Consider the following 20,161-nt stretch of genomic DNA (forward strand, 5'->3'; position numbering starts at 1 on the left):
ATGCTGAACAGTAGAACCACGGCTGAGAACATTGGCATCGTGGAGTGAGGAGTGGGGTCTATTGTCTCGTAATTGGTACTACCGGTTACTGTTCTCGTATTTCCCAATTTTTTTTCTTACGGTGACCATACTCATTTTCATCGCGTTTGTTTTCATCAATGACATATCTAAAGAGGAAACAAAAAAAGCAGACCGGATCTCCTCCAGTTATATGATAGACACAGTGGATCGCACAATCAGGGATATTGAATTATCCATCCTGGAAACGGTACAGAGTCAGCAGGCATACAAACTCTATTTTAATAATACCAACCTGGCCAGCTCGGACACGGTGTATGCAATTGCGCAGAATTTACGTGAGCTAACCAATTCGTCCTCATGGATTCAATCCATCTATCTATATGACAAGCGAAATAAACATGTTCTGACCATAAGTGGTTCCAGAGAAGCAGAAAGTTTCTCGGATAAGGCATGGATTGATCAGATGGCTACCGGATCTATCGGTTCAGGCTGGCAGCCAGTTCGGGAATTCGATACGGGCTCTGTTCAACGTACCCCTATTCGTGTATTGACCGTGAACAAGGACATGCCTTTGCCTTTTGGCTCTCAGGGCACATTGGTCATTAATATCAAGATGAGCAGCATTGAACAAAGTGTAGATAGTATGGTTAATGGTCAGCTCTCATTCCTGACGATTACGGATCGGGACGGTAAGGTTGTGTATAATGCACACTCGGACCAAGAAGGCTCGATAGATGGTCAGGAACTGAACAGGCTGCCACTAGAAAGACTGGGCTGGACAATATCCAGTGGAATCAAGGCCGGCAACTTATTTGGCTGGGTATCTGTCGTGTCTTATGTATGGGTAATCATTGCGATTGTGACTGTCATCTGTGCGATTGTGTATATCGTGTATATTACTCGCCGTAACTATAAACCCATTAAGATCATCATGAACCGGATTGAGTCTCATCAGATTCGGGCGTTTGAGCACTCGGGTGCTCGCACGGATGAGATGAAGATGATTGACGGTGTGCTTGAGAATCTGATTAATCACATGATGGATTATGACAAGAAAAGCAGGGAAAATGTACTCATGCAGCGTAGCAAGTTGTTCAATGCCCTATTGCATGGTGAACACATCGAAAATGCAGCAGAGCAATTAAAAGAACTCTCTCCACTGAATGACGTGTATGACTCCTCGCGCTTTGTCGTTGTCGTTGGAGAGATTAACCGTTATGAGAAGGGATTTCAGGAGAGGTACACAAGAGGTGAACAAAATACGCTGAAGTTTGCCTTGATGAACGTTTTGCAAGAACTGTCACGTAATACGGGAGTACAATGCTGGACGGAATGGATTAGTGTAGATCAGATTGCAATCCTTTTTGTATTCAAAGAACAGAGTGATAACAACTTGGACATGTCTGGTCAGATTCGTGTTGTAGCTGAGGAATGCAAATCTTGGGTGGAACAAAATCTACGTATCTCCTTAAGCTTTGGTATTGGACCTATTGCTCAGGGAATCGGTGCGATACGCAACTCCTATGCGGCAGCAGAAGCGGTAATGCAACGCAAACTATTGATGAATGGAGATGTCGGCCAAGCCGACTGCGGTGAACCACAGCATCCTTTGCTGGATACCTATACTTATCTACAGATGATTGCGGACTTTGTTAAGCGGTTCCGGATGTCGAGTGGACAGTGGCGGGAACAGTTGGAGGAGATCTTTACAGCATTTGAACAGAACAAACTGCCAGATGACGAGATTCGTTCTCTGATTCAGGCCATGTTTCAGATGCTCAGCCGAGAGGTGGCCATGATGTCGGAAGGGCTTCAGGAAGAGCTGTCCGAAGAAAATATAAACAGATGGTTGAGTGCTGTGGAAGAGGCAGAGACGCTTACTGATGTGAAGAGTCTTTTGTTCGATGGTCTGACGGACTTGTTCAGAACGTATGTGGCGGTAACGGAAACCAAGAGTTATAAAGCCATGGTTAACGAAATGAAAAATTATATCGAAGAACAGTTTGCGAATCCTGATCTTTCATTGAAACATCTCAGCGACCGATTCCAGATTACGGGCAAACATGCGAGTTATTTGTTCAAGACAGAATTCAACATGAAGTTTGTTGATTTTGTTACGGAGCTTCGCATGAAGGAGACGGAGCAGCTTCTGCTCAATACGGATTACTCTCTGCAGGATATTGCCCTGAAGGTTGGGTATGCAAATGGAATTACGTTGGGACGTGTATTTAAACGGGTAACGGGCATTACACCAGGAGATTATCGTCGTTTGAAACGAGAACATCGAGAACCCGAAGAGTAACGCAATGATGATCATATTCTGAGATCTGTACATCAGGATAGCACAGGGTGAATTTCATGCAGTCACTTTCCACCAGGAGAGCAGGCTTGCAGAGGTTCGCCCTGTTTTCGTTGAACAGTTCTCTGCTACGTGAGATCGATGCAACTGTTTTCGCAGGATAGCATGCTAATATTCCTGTTTTTCCCCGTATGCGAATATAGGCAGTGTGTGAAAATGGTTTATTCGAATGGGGACAGGCAGTTCCGAGTCGTGAGGCATTGAGAGCCATCACAGCCTAGGGCAGCGCGGCTTTGGGAAAATAATCAGTCTGCGAAAATGGGCTTAGTATATAAACCATAATCCGTTTGTAAGCGCTTCCGAAACTGGTTTATTGCAGGATAACGGAAAAATGTGAAATACTCTGGGCAAGCTTTAAACATTCACGCAAAGCCAAAGGGGATGACAAAATGACAAGAAAAGCAACCAAAGGGAGTCTGAAGAAATGGATGGGTTTGGCGCTTACGGTGGTAATGGGCGTTTCTTTACTTGCGGGATGCTCATCAGCATCAGAAGAATCAGCTGAAGGCGGAACATCGGGCAATGGTGAGCGCGTTACCTTAAAGGTGGAGATTTTCGACCGTGGTAACAGTCCTTCGCCGTACACAATTACGAACAACTATCTATCTAAAATGATTCAGGAGAAGTTCGGTGATCCCAACAATATTGATGTACAGTTTGTACCCGTTCAGCGTTCTGAGGAAGTTACCAAGCTGAATGTCCTGATGGCTAGTAATACGGATGTCCCTGATATTGTCTTTGTTTATGACTCAAGCGTGTTTTATCGATATGCTCAACAAGGTGGACTGACTGATGTCGGTGAGCTGATTGAACAGCACGGTCCAAACCTGAAGAAGTTCCTGGGCGAAGATACTTTGAAGTTCGGGCAAGTAGAAGGACAACAGTTTGCTGTTCCGGGTAAACGTGCTATTACAGGCCGATACAGCTCTTACATTCGTCAGGATTGGCTCGATAAGCTGGGATTGCCAGCACCGAAGACCACGGATGAATTATATACAACTTTGAAAGCGTTCAAGGATAAAGATCCTGGTGGTCTCGGAAGCAAAAACATCCCAATGGGTATGGCTCTTGCACCGGCTCAATTCGAAACGCTCATCTACTCATTCATCAAGCCGGTTAGTGGCGACCTGACTTATGGTCAACGGTATGAGTTGCCGCTGCATGAAGGATTCAAAGAATCGATGCAGTTCCTGAACAAACTGTACAACGAAGGTTTGATCAGCAAAGACTTCAGTTTAGATGAAGACAAAACGCAGTTAGGTAAAGACATTCAAAACGGTAATGTAGGTTACTGGTCTGAAGATGTTGATGCCATGTTCTACGGAGACGGAACACTGGATAATTTAACCAAGAACGTGAGTGGCAGCAAAGTGTTGCCGGTGGATGTATACACTAATCCAAATGCAGACAACAAACACATCAAGTCACGCTACGGAACAAATGGTATGTACATTATGATTCCGAAGAGCAGCAAACGTTCTGTCGAAGCGATCAAATATCTCGACTGGATGGCATCTGACAACAATCTGATTGATATCTACAGTGGTGTGGAAGGCGAGAACTATGATCTGGTAGACGGCATTCCAGTTGTGAAGGAAGATGCATCCCAAGAAGCGCAGGATCGCCTGTTCAATGCAGGGGATACAGCAATTATCTCCAACGGTAAAAACATCGGTGATCAGGCAACGAATGAAAAAGCATGGATTCTGGGCTTCCCGCAGAATAACCAGGAGCTCCTGAAACAATCCATTGATATTGCCAACACCGATACAGTAGGACCGATTATCTTCGATAAACCGATTGAAGCAGAGATGAAGTACAGCACAGCTCTCAAAGATAAATTGAACGTCATTATTGTAAAAACAGCGATGGCTAAGCCAGCAGATTTCGATGCAGTGTATGAGAAAGAAATGGCTGATTTCATGTCGCTCGGTGGTACTGAACTGAAAAAAGAACTTGAAGAAGCAGTTCAAGCACTCCCTGCAAACTAACTAGCTCTACACTTTGAGATCAAAGACAGATATGCATGTTACCGTATAACTTTGGAAGGGACGTGTGCCGCCGGCTTGGCGGCACAGCCGTTTCTTAGTTGATAGGAGGAAACCGACTTGACCACCACATACTTGAAGAGATATTGGCAATTGTACGCGCTAATTTCACTGCCCATTATCTACTTTTTAATCTTTCGTTATGGACCGATGTACGGTGTACAGATCGCCTTTAAGGACTTTAACTTGTTCCAGGGAATCAGTGGAAGTGAGTGGATCGGTTTTGATGCATTTCGTGAAGTCTTTGGAATGCGGGACTTCTACACCACATTGCGCAACACCTTTATGCTGAATTTTCTGGATTTGATCGTTTCATTTCCAGCTCCTATTATTTTGGCGATCATGCTCTATGAAGTTCGATTCAAATGGTTTAAAAAAATATCTCAGACCATTCTGTACATTCCTCACTTTATCTCATGGGTAATCATCGGGGGAATTGTATACCAATTGTTCGGTAATCAATCCGGTATGGTTAACGGTGTACTGGAGAGTATGGGTTTAAATTCAATACCATTTTTGACAGAAAAAAATCCATGGCTTGTGACATACCTGTTCACAGGTGTCTGGCAAAGTGCAGGATGGGGAACCATTCTATATCTGGCTGCATTAACCGGCGTCAACAAGGAATTGTTCGAAGCAGCTGAAATTGATGGAGCATCACGGCTGAAGAGAATCTGGCATATTACATTGCCAAGCATTAAACCAACCATTGTGACCCTGCTCATTCTTAATCTTGGACATATGGTCAGCATCGGTTTTGATCGGCCTTATATCATTGGTAATACGGCTGTGCGTGAATATTCCGATGTACTCAGTACCTTTGTATACAGAGTTGGTCTTGAATCAGGACAATACACGCTGGCAACTGTCGTCGGATTGTTCCAGGCAGTAGTAGGACTTGTATTCGTACTAGGCTCCAACTATATTTCGAAGAAAACAACCGGTGAAGGTATTTTGTAGGTTGTGATGAACGGAAGAGACACCAATCGGCTTGTTTGTATAGACCATCAGTAAAGGAGCTGTGCGCATATGAGTGAACGCACCTCAAACCGGATTTTTGATATCGTTAATATCTCCTTTATCACCTTGTTTGTTATATTCTGTCTGGCTCCATTTCTGCACACGATTGCGATATCATTCAGCTCTAACCGTGCGATTACGTCAGGTGAAGTAACCATATTCCCTAAAGAATTCAATTGGGATGCGTATATTCAGGTGTTCTCTGATCAGTCGATGATCTATTCACTGGGATACACGACGGTTCTGACAATTGCTACTACTGTCCTGTGCATGATGTTCACACTGGCAGCTGCATACCCGTTAACCAAGAAAAAATTGAAAGGGCGCAAGCTCTTCATGTATGTCATCATTATTACGATGTTCTTCAGTGGCGGGATCATCCCTGAGTACTTGCTCATTCGTGACCTGAACTTGCTTAATTCAGTGTGGGCACTGATTCTGCCTGGACTGGTCAGTCCGTTTAACCTGATTATCCTGATCTCATTCTTCAGAGGTATTCCTGAGAGTCTGGAAGAATCAGCAGAAATTGATGGCAGCTCACATATACACACGTTATTTAAAATCATACTGCCATTATCCATGCCAGTACTGGCTACATTAGCTCTTTTCTATGCGGTTGGACGCTGGAATGGGTTCCAGGATTCCCTGATGTATATTAATGATCCGAAGCTGTACCCGCTTCAACTGAAGTTATTCCAAATGGTACAGAACAATATGGTCAGCGAGCTTACTCAGATGGAGGGTGCTAACCGTACGCCATTGACTCCCGAGAGTCTCAAGGCCGCGACCGTTATTTTCGCAACCGTTCCGATTCTGCTCGTCTATCCGTGGCTGCAAAAGTATTTTGTCAGCGGTGCGATGCTTGGCGCGGTAAAAGGTTGAGTTAAGGCTGGTGTGAAAAGTTTAGCCAGAGGGAGGAGAAGGAAAACAGATGCAGCACATAGATAAGGGGATATATTCGTTCTCCACATGCTGGAATATCCGAAAACATGATGTCGGGGAAGATATGATTCGGGAGATTGCAGATCTCGGTTTTCGCCGGGTGGAGCTAAATTATAATGTGACGAAGGAGATGCTCAAGACGATTGAGCCCATGATTGAGCGTGGAGAGATCGGAATTTCTAGTGTCCACAATACCTTTCCACATGACCCTGATCCTGATTATGGGACGGATTCCATCTTGCTCGGCTTCGAAGATGAAGTGAAACGTAAGCGGGCGATCGAATTGCTGGTAGAGTCGGCTGAATATGCCCAGCGTTATGGGGGAGAAGCTGTTGTTGTGCACCCCGGAGAGGTACCTTTCCCAGAGGATATCAGCAAAGATCTTGGAAAGATCTATAACGAGGAAGGCCCGGATTCACCGAAGTATCGCAGCAAATGGGCGGAATTGATGGAGCGGCGGCAAGCTCTCAGTTCAGGGTATGTGGAGAAAATTATCGCCAGTCTGGATGAAGTATGTAATCGGGCGGCAGCTAAGGGTCTGGATGTTCGTTTTGGCATCGAGACGAGATCCAGACCACAACAGATTCCTACCCTTGCCGAAGCCAAGACCATTATTACGGCCCTCAAAGGGGCACCGGTTGGTATCTGGTACGATACGGGTCATGCCATCATGATGGACCGAATGGGCCTTTATGACAGTGTGGGAGAAATGCAGGGGCTGATGGATGATATCGTAGGGGTGCATATTCATGAAACACTCGGTCTCTCTGATCACTGGTGTCCGTATGTTCACAGTAAGGATATGAACTTCTATGATGCCTATCTGCCGATGATCCGCCGGGCACAAGTGAAGGTGTATGAGTTGAAGTCTGCCTGTAAGGCAGAAGAGATTCACGAGAGTCATGACTTGCTTATGAAGAAGCTTGGAGTGACAGAGTAAGACAGAGTAGGCGCGGTGATGGGGGATACAGTTGGCGTGTTCACAGCGTGTGTTCAACGACTGTTTGCTCAGTGACAAAGACCCGTAAATGTGTAGTAAAACAAGTACGTATTTTCTAGCGACTTTTGTCGGTATATGGTATATACTGACGAGAAAAATGAACTCACCTACGGGCGGTATGAGTATGCTTCCGTTCTGAATTGAAGGCGCTGAAGCAACATACTCCGCACATCGGGAGAATGCATTGGTATGGAGGGACTGCACATGTACAAACAACTGGTGGAGAGTAATGACAGAGCGGTAGAAAGAGGCATATCCCGGCAGATGCTTGACCCTGAAAGCCGTTATTATGGAGGCACCATCGATCCCTATACAGGTGTTGCCTGGGTCAACCACACAACTGGCACGCCCACGGATATGTGTTACTGGGGGGCTGCGATCTCCAATCCGGACTCCATCTATTATCGGGATGAGGCGTTGTTAGATCGACTGCTGATAGCTACGGAATATGTACTCCGCTTCCAGCATGAAGATGGTTCAATATCTCCGGGGTGGACTAATTACCACTCCCCTCCAGACACTGCATTTGTCGTTGTGGGATATTCACAGTTGTATCAGCTACTTCAGCAACAGGAATGGGAACCATTGCAACCTGTACTGACCAACATGAGGCTGTTTCTGGAACGCACGATTCCAACCATGCTTACAGGAGGCTGTCATACGCCTAATCATCGCTGGGTGCTATGCGCGGCGCTCGGTTTCTTGCATGAAATTTTTGGTGTGGAGGAAGCTGTGCAGCGCGCAGAGCAGTGGCTGGCGGAAGGCATGGATATTACACCCGATGGGGAGTGGACCGAACGGAGCAACGGAATCTATAATGCGGTAAGCGACATTATGCTCATTCATGCGGCACGTCTGCTCAAGCGTCCAGAGTTGCTGGAGCCGGTGCGTCTAAATCTTCGTATGATGGTGTATCTGGTGCATCCCACGGGTGAGATTGTGACAGATTATTCTGGTCGGCAGGATCTGGGAAGCATTCACGACTTGTCGTCGTATTATCTACCATATGCGATCTTGGCGAAGATAGATGGTGACTCCATTTTTGCGGGCATGGCAACATGGGCAGATAGTACATTAACGGACCCGGGCGTATGCTCGGTCAACGCTCTCGTTAGATTGTTGCTGGAACCTGATCTTCAACAAACCAGTGGTACGAAGAATTCGCTCCCGGAAAATTACGAGTTGATGCTGAATGAACACTTTGTACGCGAGCAATATCTGGGGCAGATGGGTTCGACTGGACATCATGGACGAATCTCTCACAGTCGGATGCACACGGACTTTGGTGCTCCTGTGGCCCGAATCCGTGAGGGTGAGACAAGCGTAACTGTCATGACAGAAGTTCCACCTTTCTTTGCACTCCGACACGGTAAGGTACGTCTGCTTGCTGTGCAACTGGCTTCTTATTTTAATCCAGGATATATACCCATGCAAAACATGACGAAGCTGCCCGAGGGATATCATCTGACGGGTGAACAGAAGAAAGGGTACTACGGTCCGATTCCTACGGAACTCCTGCCGGAATCTGTTGCATCAACTATAAGTCCGTGGTATTTGTTACCCCATCAGAGTCGTCAACTTACTCATGAGCAGACATTGCGCGTAGGGGCAGAAGTTCTGCATACGGAAAATGGCTGGACGATGCATCTCACAGGGAATGAACCGGAGGATACGATGATGCAATTGTCCTTTGTGTTTGGAAGCGAAGGTGAGCTGACCTGTGAGGACGCGATGGAAACGAGTGAGGGTCACTATTTGTGGAAAAGCGGTACATTACGCTATACCTGCGGAGAAGACTGGCTGGAGATCACCGGGGGCGAGCTCGGGCATCTGACGGCAACCGTACGGGAGGCAAAATTACCGGACAAATGCAAGGTTGTGCTGGTCAATTTCATGACGCCTTTTGATAAAACCATTCATATTTCACTTTCGCCTTCGATGGCGCTGAAGAAGTAAATCCATTAAATCCTTTTAAGCTATGACCGTTAGAAGACCGAACCCTAGGGCTCGGTCTTCTTTTATTCCAGTTGTTCTAATGTAGTTTCGATCGGTTTAGTGAACAGAGGATTATCTTGGTTTTGCTCCAGTAAACGATAAGAACATTACCTTTTTCATATAGAAAAGGGATCGCTGTGAATTGGGCACGTTCTATGTGCTTATTGAATTCTTTGGTCCCGTTAATGCGATCCTTATCAGATTCAAGTTTTGAGACTCGAGCACTCTCAGCACATCATCTGATGTGAAGTGATTTTCTGTGTTTTCTATATCTTTGGAACATCCATTCAGAGCAAACAAGCATATTAAGATGAATACAAATGGTTTTATTTTCAAGATCATCAAAATAACATCTCCTTAAAAGTAATAATGATGAGTGTTTAGGACGATAAGGATAATAATTCCATGATATACACTTATCTTATCATAACAGACCCGAATTTAGTTAATCCGACAAGAATGGACTAATGTAATACTGCAAAGAGATCCTGAGGAAATCGTGTGTGGGAGACTCTGGATAAAGACGAATTTCCGTAGAATAAACAACGCCCAAAGATGATATGTTTCCGCAAAATGGAATTTCATCTTCATTTGCATTTTTTTCATAAACGACATGAAACTACATATTGAGAAGTGGGCCTTAAGATGTGGTATACTGGAGAGTATGAATGAAATGCAAAGAGGAGGTGCCTTGGAAGATGAAGGGCAAGCTAGTGCGGGCTGAGGGACACCTTGCCAATATTATACCGATTCACTTGGATGCTTCTTTCTTTTTTGAAAGAGCTGTCCGCTCGCTGGACCGTAATCATGTTGACAAGGCATTAAAATATTTTCGCAAAGCTGTTGAATACGAACCGGAAAATCCGGTAAATCATTGTAATATGGCGGGTATATTATCGGAGAAGGGGGATTACGAAGCCTCCAATGCCATTCTGGCTAACGTGCTGGAAGTGGTAGATCCGTCGATGACGGAATGTTATTTCTATATGGCGAATAATTATGCAAATATGGATCGGTTTGAGGAAGCCGAGCAAGCACTTGTTACCTATCTGGAGGAGGACACCCAGGGTCAGTTCATGACGGAGGCCGAAGAGATGATGGAGCTTCTGTACTATGAGCTGGATCGTCCGACCAAACTGAATCGAATTAAATCACGCAAAGGTGTAGTGGAGCACGATCAGGCACGGGAACTGTTGGAAGAAGGGAAATTTGCACAGGCTGCTGAATTGCTCGAAGGCATGTCTTCTGATTATCCTGATTACTTGGCTGCCCGTAACAATCTGGCACTCGCCTACTATTATATGGGTCTGTTTTCCAAAGCGAAAGAGACCATTGCCGAAGTGCTTGAACAGGAACCAGGTAATCTGCATGCACTCTGTAATCTGGCCATTTTCCATCAAAACGAGAACCGGGCTGATCAAGTGCTGCTTTTGATCAAAAAATTGCGGGTCATCGTGCCATTCCAGCACGAACAAGTCTACAAACTGGCGACAACGATGGGAATTCTGGGCCAACACGATACGGCTTATGTTCACTTCCGGCGTTTGCTCAAGGATGAAGAGACAGCTGCTGATCCGGCACTTGCTCATTATGCAGCAGTGGCGGCTTATAATACAGAACGTTATGATGCTGCTGAGCGTCTATGGCATCATGTATCCAAGCTTGATCCGGGTTCCGAAGTATCCCGGTACTATCTGTCAGGTCTTGAAGCTGTAAAACAAGGCGAGCAAGAGCCAGAGAAGCTAAGTTATCACTATCATCTGCCATTTGACGAGCAATTCAGACAGTGGGAAAACTATGGTAACGGCATTCCTGAAGAAATGAAGAATGATCCATTAATTCGTTCATCGTTCTTCTGGGCATTGCGGCATGGTGATCGGGCAACCAAGCTACAGGTTATTCATGCGCTTGGAATGATCGGTGATTATGAGGTGCAGCAGGCTCTGCAATCCTTTATTGAAGAGCCGGGAGAAGAACAAGATCTGATTGAGGCAGCACAAGCTGTACTGAACGGATTGAAATCGGCTGAACATGAGGATCTGAATACTCAGGTGGTTCGACCCTTTTCTCCTGTAGCCTTGAAGTCCATTGGGAAGGTTCAATCCACATCAGAACAATCGGACACGGGCTCGACCTCCCATTGGCAGGCTGTTGTTGATCGTGCATTACAGATGTCTGAAGCAAAGGCTGAGTTGCAGCAAGAGATGGAACGGCTCTGGACGGATTATGTATCCCGGGTACATCCGGAGGTTCCGGGCACGAAGCAGATTGAGGGTTGGGCTGCAGGACTTGAATATTTAGCAGCGAAGAATCACAGTCGGCCCGTTACCTATCAAAGTATTGCTGAGCGGTATGGGATATCGGCATCAACGGTTAGCAAGTATGCTAAACAGATTCATTCGGTGTGTAACAGCAATCCACCACTTGTATAGAAAGTTGGCCCTCACTCGTTTTCAGAAAGACATCATGAGGTGAAGGATACAACAACCGGGAAAACGGGTAAACTTAACGAATGGGCCTCGTAAATGCCTGTAGGATATCATCTTGGCAAGTTCATCGCTAGTACAACACATTCTCACCTTAATTAAGGAGGCTGTATCTATATGTCTAAATACAGAACGATTGTGATCGGAACGGGACCTGCGGGTCTGACAGCAGCGATATATCTGGCTCGTGCTAATCTGAAACCACTGGTTATCGAAGGTCTTCAGCCGGGTGGTCAATTGACAACGACAACGGAAGTTGAGAATTTCCCCGGTTTCCCGCAAGGTATCATGGGTCCTGAACTGATGGATAACATGCGTAAGCAAGCTGAACGTTTTGGAGCGGAATTCAAAAACGGTTGGGTGGAAGAAGTGGATTTCAGCAAACCGCCCTTCAAGGTCAAAGTTGGAGGAATCGGTGAACTGGAAGCTGAATCGATCATTATCTCCACAGGTGCATCCGCTCGTTATCTCGGTATTCCGGGTGAACAGGAAAATGTGGGACGTGGTGTAAGTACATGCGCGACATGTGACGGCTTCTTCTTCCGCGGCAAAAAGATCGTGGTTGTGGGCGGTGGTGACTCCGCCATGGAGGAAGCGAGCTTCCTGACTCGTTTTGCAACAGACGTCACATTGGTTCACCGTCGGGATGAGTTGCGTGCATCCAAGATTATGCAGGATCGGGCTCGCAGCAATGAGAAGGTGAAGTGGGCGCTGAACCGTACTCCTCTCGAGGTCGTACCTGAAGCTATGGGTGTCAAAGGACTGAAGGTACGCAACAACGAGACGGGGCAGGAAGAGTTGCTTGAAGCGGATGGCGTATTCGTTGCCATTGGTCACACGCCAAATACCGGATTTCTGGGTAATGCGATCACACTGGACGAACATGGCTATGTTGTGGTTAAACCAGGAACGACGGAGACCAATATACCGGGTGTATTTGCCTGTGGTGATGTTCAGGATACGAAGTATCGTCAAGCTATTACGGCTGCGGGTTCTGGATGTATGGCCGCGATGGATTGTGAGAAGTTCCTTGAAGGAAGCATTGTCCATGATTGGAGCGAAACGTTGGATAAATAAGCATGACATGCGTGAGGTTAGGCATATGCTAGGAATAAGAGACAACGGGAAGTCTCATGTAATGAGAGAAGCCGGAAGGCTTCTCTTTTTTTGAAACTACAGTGGGCATGAGTTCGTATACATATGGGGCATATTAGCTGTGAGGTGAAGATTTTGGGGGAAATGATAAAAGATTGGCTACAGAATGCGACAGTGAGACGATTTTTGATCCTGCTCTTGTTCTGTTTAGTTTTGTTCAGTATGGGGAGTATGCTGCACATGATTCTGCTGTTGTTCCTGGTGACGTATGTCATGAACAGGTTACAGCATTTCATTACAGGTGGTTTGAATCGGTTGTTTCCGATCAATTATAAAGTTGTGGTCATCCTACTCTATATGATTGTTATCGCAGTAATTGTGCTTGGCATTTCCAGATATTCACCTCGGATCGTGGATCAGGTCGTTCAGTTAACGAACGAGATTATGAAATTTCTGGATAGTGCAGACGGTGATAATTTTGCATCCAAAATTGCGGGTTATCTTCAATCCTTCGATATTAAAAATTACACCAATGATGCATTGAAATATATTTTCGCTTTGAGCAAATGGCTGGAGTTTATTCTGCTCGTTATCATTCTGAGTCTGTTCTTCTTGTTGCAGAAGCAGGAGATATCCAAGTTCACGTCCAAGTTCAAAACAAGTAAAATTGGATGGTTCTATAATGAAGTAGCTTATCTGGGAGACAAATTCGTATCTTCTTTTGGTAAAGTCATTGAGGCACAGCTTCTTATTGCGGTGTTCAATACAGTGCTGACGATCCTGGGCTTATGGATTCTGGGTTTCCCGTATCTGTTCGCGCTGACCATTCTGGTATTCCTGCTCAGTCTGGTTCCCGTTGCTGGGGTTATCATCTCACTGGTACCGCTCTGTCTGATTGGGTATCAGATGGGTGGACTGAAATTAAGCATTATTGTGATCATCATGATTATTGTTATTCATGCCTTGGAGACGTACTTCCTGAATCCAAAACTGATGGCACATAAGACCAAATTGCCGATGTTCTACACCTTTATCGTACTGATTCTGTCGCAACACTTCCTGGGGATCTGGGGACTGATCATTGGTATTCCGATTTTCGTCTTCCTGCTTGATATTCTGGATGTGAATAAGATGGAGAAAACAGAAGAGCCGGTACGTGTGGAAACGAAGCTATAACGCAAGAAATCAACCAAGTTTAACCCAATTCTACAACTTCAATTTTTTATAAAAGTAAGGGTGCCTTCCAACCATGGAAGGCGCCTTTTTGTTGGCAACACCGTCATTAGATCGCTTTCTACATGGGAATGACAGGTGGGCGAGTGCATAAGACGAGTCACCATTATGAGGGGACGATGAACATCTTTTATGAATGGAACGAGTCAAGATGCAATATCATGAGTGGAGGCTTCCTCTGCTATGGAGGAAGGAATAAAGCGTGCGTTCACAAATGAAGGTAATGAGATTGTATACGTATTCATAAATGCTATGTGATGTGGTTCACAACCCTGGTGAAGCATGATGTATCCGAGGTCTTATCGTCTTGACCCAGGCGTATCCTTCAATTATAGTTGGTACGTAGGACTTAAACTATTTTAGATAGATAAAGGTGGCTTGCAGCATGTCTGAGAAAATCTACGTTGGGGTCGATCTCGGCGGAACAGCAATCAAAGTCGGTATATGCGATGAACAAGGTCAGCTAATGCATACGTATGAAGGACCGACTGAAGTGGATAAGGGCGTAGACACGGTCATCGCCAACATCGAGAAGTATGTCCGACATATCGTAGCCGAATCACCTTACAGTTGGGAACAGCTTGAGGGTGTAGGTGCTGGAGTGGCCGGTTTCACGAATGTACGCGAGGGAATTATCGTTCATGCCCCTAACATCGGATTTCGGAATGTGGCCATTCGTTCGATTCTGGAAGAACGTCTGGGCAAGCCAATCAAAATAGATAACGATGCAAACGTGGCAGCACTGGGTGAAGTATGGGCAGGTGCCGGCAAAGGCGTAGACAATTGCGTATGTTATACGCTCGGTACTGGCGTTGGCGGAGGCTTGATCTTGAATGGCAACATCTATCAAGGCTTCTCGGGTATGGCGGGAGAGCTGGGTCATATTAGTGTTGTACCTGATCTGGAGGCCATCAAGTGCGGCTGTGGTAAAATGGGATGTGTAGAAACAGTATCGTCTGCAACGGGGATTATCCGTATGGCGAAGGATGCAGTAGAACGCGGTGATCATACGTCACTGGCACTCGTCGACAAGATTGCAGCCAAAGAAGTATTTGATGCCGCCAAGGCAGGCGATGAAGTGGCACAGCGCATTGTAAACCGTGCGGCATTTTACCTGGGCAAGTCCATGGCTACTGTAGCTGCTGTCATTAACCCGGAGATGTTCATCATTGGTGGCGGCGTATCCAAAGCCGGCAATTTCTTGTTCGATGAAATACGTACCGTATTTGCTAAGCTGACACCGGAACCACTGCAAGAAGGGGTTCAGATTCTGGAAGCTACACTTGGTAATAATGCAGGTATTGTGGGTGCGGCAGGTCTTCTCTTACGTTCCTAGTAACCTCGTAACAATATATGAAGACAGCAATATGATAAGGAGGGGACATTTATGCTTGAAGGTGAAGGCTCACCAGGCACAGGCGCCACGCTCATTATCATTACGGGCATGTCGGGGGCAGGTAAAACCATTGCAGTACAAAGCCTGGAGGATCTGGGTTTCTTCTGTGTGGATAATCTGCCACCGGTATTGATCCCAAAATTTGCAGAACTAATTGAACAGTCAAACGGCAAGATTGGTAAGGTTGCATTGGTTATCGATCTGCGCGGGCGTGAATTCTTTACGGCTCTGTCCGAGTCTTTGAACTATATTAAAGATCATTTTACCATTCATTGCGAAATTTTATTCCTGGATGCTACAGATTCTGTACTTGTTCAGCGTTACAAAGAAAGCAGGCGCAGACATCCTCTGGCTCCTGAAGGCATGCCGCTGGACGGCATCCGACTGGAACGCAAGATGTTGGAGGAACTCAAAAACTCCGCTACTCAGGTACTGAATACAAGTACAATGAAGCCTGCCCAACTGAAAGAACGCATCATATCCCGCTTTTCTCATCTGGAAAGCCAAATGCTGTCAGTGAATATTACGTCGTTCGGATTCAAATATGGCATTCCAATTGATGCTGATCTGGTGTTTGATGTACGTTTTTTACCGAATCCGCATTATATTGATCATTTACGACCGAATACGGGACAGAATAGTGATGTGTACGAATATGTTATGAAGTGGCCAGAGACACAGGCGTTTCTGACCAAGCTGCTGGATATGCTGCATTTCCTGATTCCGCAATACCGGAAGGAAGGCAAAAGCCAGGTTATTATTGGAATCGGCTGTACCGGAGGCAAGCATCGTTCGGTAGCAATATCGGAATATTTGGGCAAGATGTTGGGAAGCAGCGAGACAGAAGCTGTCACCGTGAGCCATCGCGACGCTGACCGGGACCGTCATTGAAGAGGGTGAAGGGATGAAAGAGGCCGGACCACGAAGAGAACGTCCGAGAATAGTTGTAATGGGCGGCGGAACCGGATTATCCGTGATGTTACGCGGTTTGAAAGAGAAGCCGCTGGATATCACGGCCATCGTCACGGTTGCAGATGACGGTGGGAGTTCAGGCATCCTGCGCAATGAGCTACAAATGCCGCCTCCGGGCGACATTCGAAACGTGCTTACGGCACTGGCTGATGTAGAACCATTGCTTTCAGATATGTTGAAGTACCGTTTCAATACAGGCGCGGGGCTTGCAGGCCACAGCTTGGGAAATTTGATTTTGGCTGCAATGACGGATATTTCGGGCGACTTTGTGACCGCAGTGCGGGAGCTTAGCCGCGTGTTTGCCGTTCGAGGTGAGGTGTTACCAGCAGCCGGGCAGGCCGTTGTGTTGCATGCTGAGATGGAAGATGGCACAATTATTACAGGTGAGTCCAAAATCCCCGAGGCAGGCGGACGCATCAAACGTGTTTTCCTTGAACCGGATCACGTGGAGCCGTTGCCAGAGGCAGTAGAGGCCATTCGTCAAGCCGACGCCATTCTGATCGGGCCAGGCAGCCTCTATACAAGCATCCTTCCCAATCTGCTCGTACCTAAGCTTGCAGAAGCTGTGGTAGAGGCTGATGCGGTGAAGATGTTTATCTGTAATGTTATGACACAGCCGGGAGAAACGGATAACTATACGGTAAGTGACCACCTTAAGGCGGTACATGAGCATATAGGTCATCAACTCTTTGACTATGTTATCGTAAATAACGGTGATATTCCGCTGCAAGTACAGAATAAGTATGCGGAAAAAGGAGCAAAACCGGTTGTACTGGATATGAATGTACTTGAAAGTGCTGGCTATCAGGTGGTTGCAGATACCCTTGTTCTGTTCAAGACTTATCTGCGTCATGATGCCGACAAGTTAAGTCATCACATCTACCAGCTGGTACAAAATTGGATGTTACGGAAGAGGTGAAGTCCCATGTCGTTTGCAGCACAGACCAAAAAAGAGTTAACCATGATCGAGAGCGAACCGTGCTGCGAAAAGGCGGAACTTTCAGCCCTCATCCGTATGCTTGGTGCAGTGCAGTTATCGAATAAAAAAGTAATCTTGGATATTTCGACGGAGAATGCCGCCATTGCAAGACGGGCATACTCTCTGCTTAAAAAGCATTTTCAAGTGCATACGGAATTACTGGTCCGCAAAAAAATGCGGCTGAAAAAGAACAATGTATATATTGTTCGTATTCCAACTATGGTACAGGAGATTCTCAAGAGTCTTCATATTGTATCGGAAGGATTTCTGTTTACACCAGGGATTAATACGGAGCTGTTTCAGCAGAACTGTTGTAAACGGGCCTATCTTCGCGGTGCATTTCTGGCCGGTGGATCGGTTAATAATCCGGAAGGCTCCTCGTACCATCTGGAGATTGCGTCCATGTATGAGGAGCACTGTCAGGCACTCGTTGATCTCGCCAATGAATTTCATCTGAATGCCCGGTGTATAGAACGGAAAAAAGGATTCATCCTATACATTAAGGAAGGCGAGAAAATCATTGAGCTGCTCAGCATCATTGGTGCTCATCAGGCCTTGTTCAAGTTTGAAGATGTACGGATTATGCGAGACATGCGTAACTCCGTTAACCGGATTGTCAATTGTGAGACTGCCAACCTGAATAAAACAATTGGAGCGGCGGTAAGACAAATCGATAATATCCGTTTGTTGCAAAAAGAAGTTGGTCTGGAATCGCTGCCTGAGAAACTTCGCGAGGTGGCGGAGGTTCGACTGGCTCATCCAGATATCAATTTGAAGGAAGTGGGCGAACTCCTTAAAGGTACAGTTAGCAAGTCGGGAGTGAACCATCGGCTTCGTAAAATTGATGAGTTGGCTGAGAAAGTGCGCACAGAACGTTATGGTTAAGACTTCGTAGGGTAAAGTAACAAGGTCGGCTGTTTCTGCTGAACAGAAACGGTTGGGAAAGTTAGCCGTTAAGGATCTGGGAGACTCACTTAGGTCATTGGATGCGCTCTGCAAAAGATGAAATAGGGTAAGATAATGTCCTTCAAAGGACCCTGAGTTTTTTCTTCTAGTGTCCTGCACGGGTTAATGGTATAATGTTGTATAAATATAATTGTGTATTTAATGTCCAGATTTCATAATAGGGGGTAAGTTTCCATGACAAAGCACCCGGTAGTTGTCCGTTTGAAAACGGGTCTCCATGCCAGACCTGCGGCACTGTTCGTTCAAGAAGCGAATAAGTACTCGTCTGAAGTGTTCGTCGAGAAGGACGACAAAAAAGTTAATGCAAAAAGTATTATGGGGATCATGAGCCTTGCGATTAGCACAGGTACGGAAATCCAGATTAGTGCAGAAGGCGCGGATGCCGAACAGGCTGTAAACGCTTTAGTTAGTCTGGTAAGCAAGGAAGAGCTCGAAAACCAATAAGATATGATCAATCCAATGAAGAAGTCCCGAAAGGGGCTTTTTTGCGTTATTGACGTATTTGCTATCGTCAAGTGCAACATTATGGAATTTGTCCCGTCTGTTAAGGTATCAAATCGATTAAAGTTTGAGATGTTAACACATAAGGAGGCTATCGTGATGGGTAAACAATGGATGAAACCGTTTGGTGCAGTGCTGGTGGCAAGTACGTTGCTTGTAGGAGGAACCGCATGGGTTGCACCAGGAAACTATGCTTATGCTGCAGAGGTTCAAGGCGTACAACAGAATGTGATTAATGTCGTGGGTAAAGGTGAGATTCAGGTGAAGCCTGATATTGCTTATCTGTCCATTGGTGTGAACAGTACAGCAGAGACAGCTGCATCTGCTCAAAAAGCGAATGCTGCCAAAGTTCAAAAAGTATCCAACTTGCTGAAGAATACGTGGAAAATCAGTGCAGACGACATTCAAACCAGTCAGTTCTCTGTACAACCCAACTATACGTATAGCGAAAAAGACGGACAACAAATTAAAGGATACACAGCGCATCATACACTGACAGTCACGTATCGTCAGATGGACAAGATCGGCGAGTTGCTCGATGCTGCTTCAGGGGCGGGTGCCAACAATATTGAGAACGTGCGCTTTACTGTAGAAAATCCGGAAACTTATGAGTCCCAAGTGATTGAGAAAGCTGTTGCCAATGCAGATGTGAAAGCTGGCGCCATTGCAAAAGCAGTTAAACGTCAACTGGGTGCTGTTCTTTCCGTGAGCCAAGGTGATGCCAATGTGCCTGTATTCTATGCAAGCGAGGCGTTGATGTCCAAAGCACAAGATACAGCAGGTGGCACGGAGATTGAAACAGGCCAGGTTAAAGTAAGCACAATCCTGAATATCACGTATGAAATGAAATAAATAAGATCGACTAAGAATTGTAAGCTCAAGTAACCTTTATAAATGTCATTTGAAGGGTACAACGAAATAATGACAAAGACTTTGTCCTGTGGACAGAGTCTTTTTTTGTTGGAAAAGCAAACTTTAATGAAGTTTGATAGGAGGGAACCCTTTTTGAAGCAACATGAAATGCTGTATATTGGTATCTTTTTTGTATAGTTGTTCGTGACAAAAAGGTCATATCCCCTTATATTTTGCGCCTGATATTCATCAACATTGTAACTCGGGCTGTAAACCTTTCCGAAATTGGGTTAATT

General features: G+C 45.7%; 15 protein-coding genes. All 15 read left to right on the plus strand.

Annotated elements, in window-relative coordinates:
* Positions 1 to 61 precede the first annotated feature (61 nt).
* The 15 genes from AB4111_RS27585 to AB4111_RS27655 all read left to right on the plus strand — a co-directional run bounded on the left by AB4111_RS27585 (position 62) and on the right by AB4111_RS27655 (position 19,865).
* The gene (locus tag AB4111_RS27585) at positions 62 to 2,323 is read left to right on the plus strand and encodes a helix-turn-helix domain-containing protein (RefSeq protein WP_442034245.1); all 2,262 of its coding nucleotides are present in this window, start codon (positions 62 to 64) and stop codon (positions 2,321 to 2,323) included.
* Positions 2,324 to 2,769: 446 nt separating this feature from the next.
* Positions 2,770 to 4,371 carry an extracellular solute-binding protein gene (locus AB4111_RS27590; RefSeq protein ID WP_442034247.1) on the plus strand — a complete coding sequence of 534 codons (1,602 nt, stop codon included), beginning with the start codon at positions 2,770 to 2,772 and terminating at the stop codon, positions 4,369 to 4,371.
* Between the two features lie 117 nt (positions 4,372 to 4,488).
* A complete protein-coding gene (locus tag AB4111_RS27595; RefSeq protein ID WP_253429029.1) occupies positions 4,489 to 5,388 on the plus strand; it encodes an ABC transporter permease in 900 nt (299 codons plus the stop codon).
* A gap of 69 nt (positions 5,389 to 5,457) precedes the next feature.
* On the plus strand, positions 5,458 to 6,330 hold the full coding sequence (locus AB4111_RS27600) for a carbohydrate ABC transporter permease (RefSeq protein ID WP_215078266.1): 873 nt from the start codon (positions 5,458 to 5,460) through the stop codon (positions 6,328 to 6,330).
* 49 nt (positions 6,331 to 6,379) lie between these two features.
* Positions 6,380 to 7,330 carry a sugar phosphate isomerase/epimerase family protein gene (locus AB4111_RS27605; RefSeq protein ID WP_442034250.1) on the plus strand — a complete coding sequence of 317 codons (951 nt, stop codon included), beginning with the start codon at positions 6,380 to 6,382 and terminating at the stop codon, positions 7,328 to 7,330.
* A gap of 264 nt (positions 7,331 to 7,594) precedes the next feature.
* Complete coding sequence (locus tag AB4111_RS27610; protein ID WP_442034252.1) at positions 7,595 to 9,346, plus strand: hypothetical protein; 1,752 nt, start codon at positions 7,595 to 7,597, stop codon at positions 9,344 to 9,346.
* A gap of 737 nt (positions 9,347 to 10,083) precedes the next feature.
* Positions 10,084 to 11,817 carry a tetratricopeptide repeat protein gene (locus AB4111_RS27615; RefSeq protein WP_442034254.1) on the plus strand — a complete coding sequence of 578 codons (1,734 nt, stop codon included), beginning with the start codon at positions 10,084 to 10,086 and terminating at the stop codon, positions 11,815 to 11,817.
* 171 nt (positions 11,818 to 11,988) lie between these two features.
* Positions 11,989 to 12,948: a thioredoxin-disulfide reductase gene (gene trxB, locus AB4111_RS27620; RefSeq protein WP_124118319.1), complete on the plus strand. Its 960-nt coding sequence runs from the start codon at positions 11,989 to 11,991 to the stop codon at positions 12,946 to 12,948.
* Between the two features lie 162 nt (positions 12,949 to 13,110).
* Complete coding sequence (locus AB4111_RS27625; protein WP_442034460.1) at positions 13,111 to 14,142, plus strand: AI-2E family transporter; 1,032 nt, start codon at positions 13,111 to 13,113, stop codon at positions 14,140 to 14,142.
* A 442-nt stretch (positions 14,143 to 14,584) separates the two neighbouring features.
* Positions 14,585 to 15,535 (plus strand): ROK family glucokinase, encoded by a 951-nt coding sequence (locus tag AB4111_RS27630; protein WP_062837749.1) that lies wholly within the window; start codon positions 14,585 to 14,587, stop codon positions 15,533 to 15,535.
* A 51-nt stretch (positions 15,536 to 15,586) separates the two neighbouring features.
* The gene (gene rapZ, locus AB4111_RS27635; RefSeq protein WP_017691251.1) at positions 15,587 to 16,486 is read left to right on the plus strand and encodes an RNase adapter RapZ; all 900 of its coding nucleotides are present in this window, start codon (positions 15,587 to 15,589) and stop codon (positions 16,484 to 16,486) included.
* A gap of 13 nt (positions 16,487 to 16,499) precedes the next feature.
* Positions 16,500 to 17,486, plus strand: coding sequence for a gluconeogenesis factor YvcK family protein (locus AB4111_RS27640; RefSeq protein ID WP_017691250.1), 987 nt, complete (start codon positions 16,500 to 16,502; stop codon positions 17,484 to 17,486).
* Between the two features lie 6 nt (positions 17,487 to 17,492).
* Positions 17,493 to 18,431, plus strand: coding sequence for a DNA-binding protein WhiA (gene whiA, locus AB4111_RS27645; RefSeq protein WP_253429043.1), 939 nt, complete (start codon positions 17,493 to 17,495; stop codon positions 18,429 to 18,431).
* Between the two features lie 255 nt (positions 18,432 to 18,686).
* Positions 18,687 to 18,956, plus strand: a complete 270-nt coding sequence (locus AB4111_RS27650) for an HPr family phosphocarrier protein (protein ID WP_017691248.1) — start codon at positions 18,687 to 18,689, stop codon at positions 18,954 to 18,956.
* Between the two features lie 156 nt (positions 18,957 to 19,112).
* Positions 19,113 to 19,865, plus strand: a complete 753-nt coding sequence (locus tag AB4111_RS27655; RefSeq protein WP_253429045.1) for an SIMPL domain-containing protein — start codon at positions 19,113 to 19,115, stop codon at positions 19,863 to 19,865.
* Positions 19,866 to 20,161 lie beyond the last annotated feature (296 nt).

This window comes from Paenibacillus sp. 2KB_22, assembly GCF_052115745.1.
Taxonomy (GTDB): domain Bacteria; phylum Bacillota; class Bacilli; order Paenibacillales; family Paenibacillaceae; genus Paenibacillus.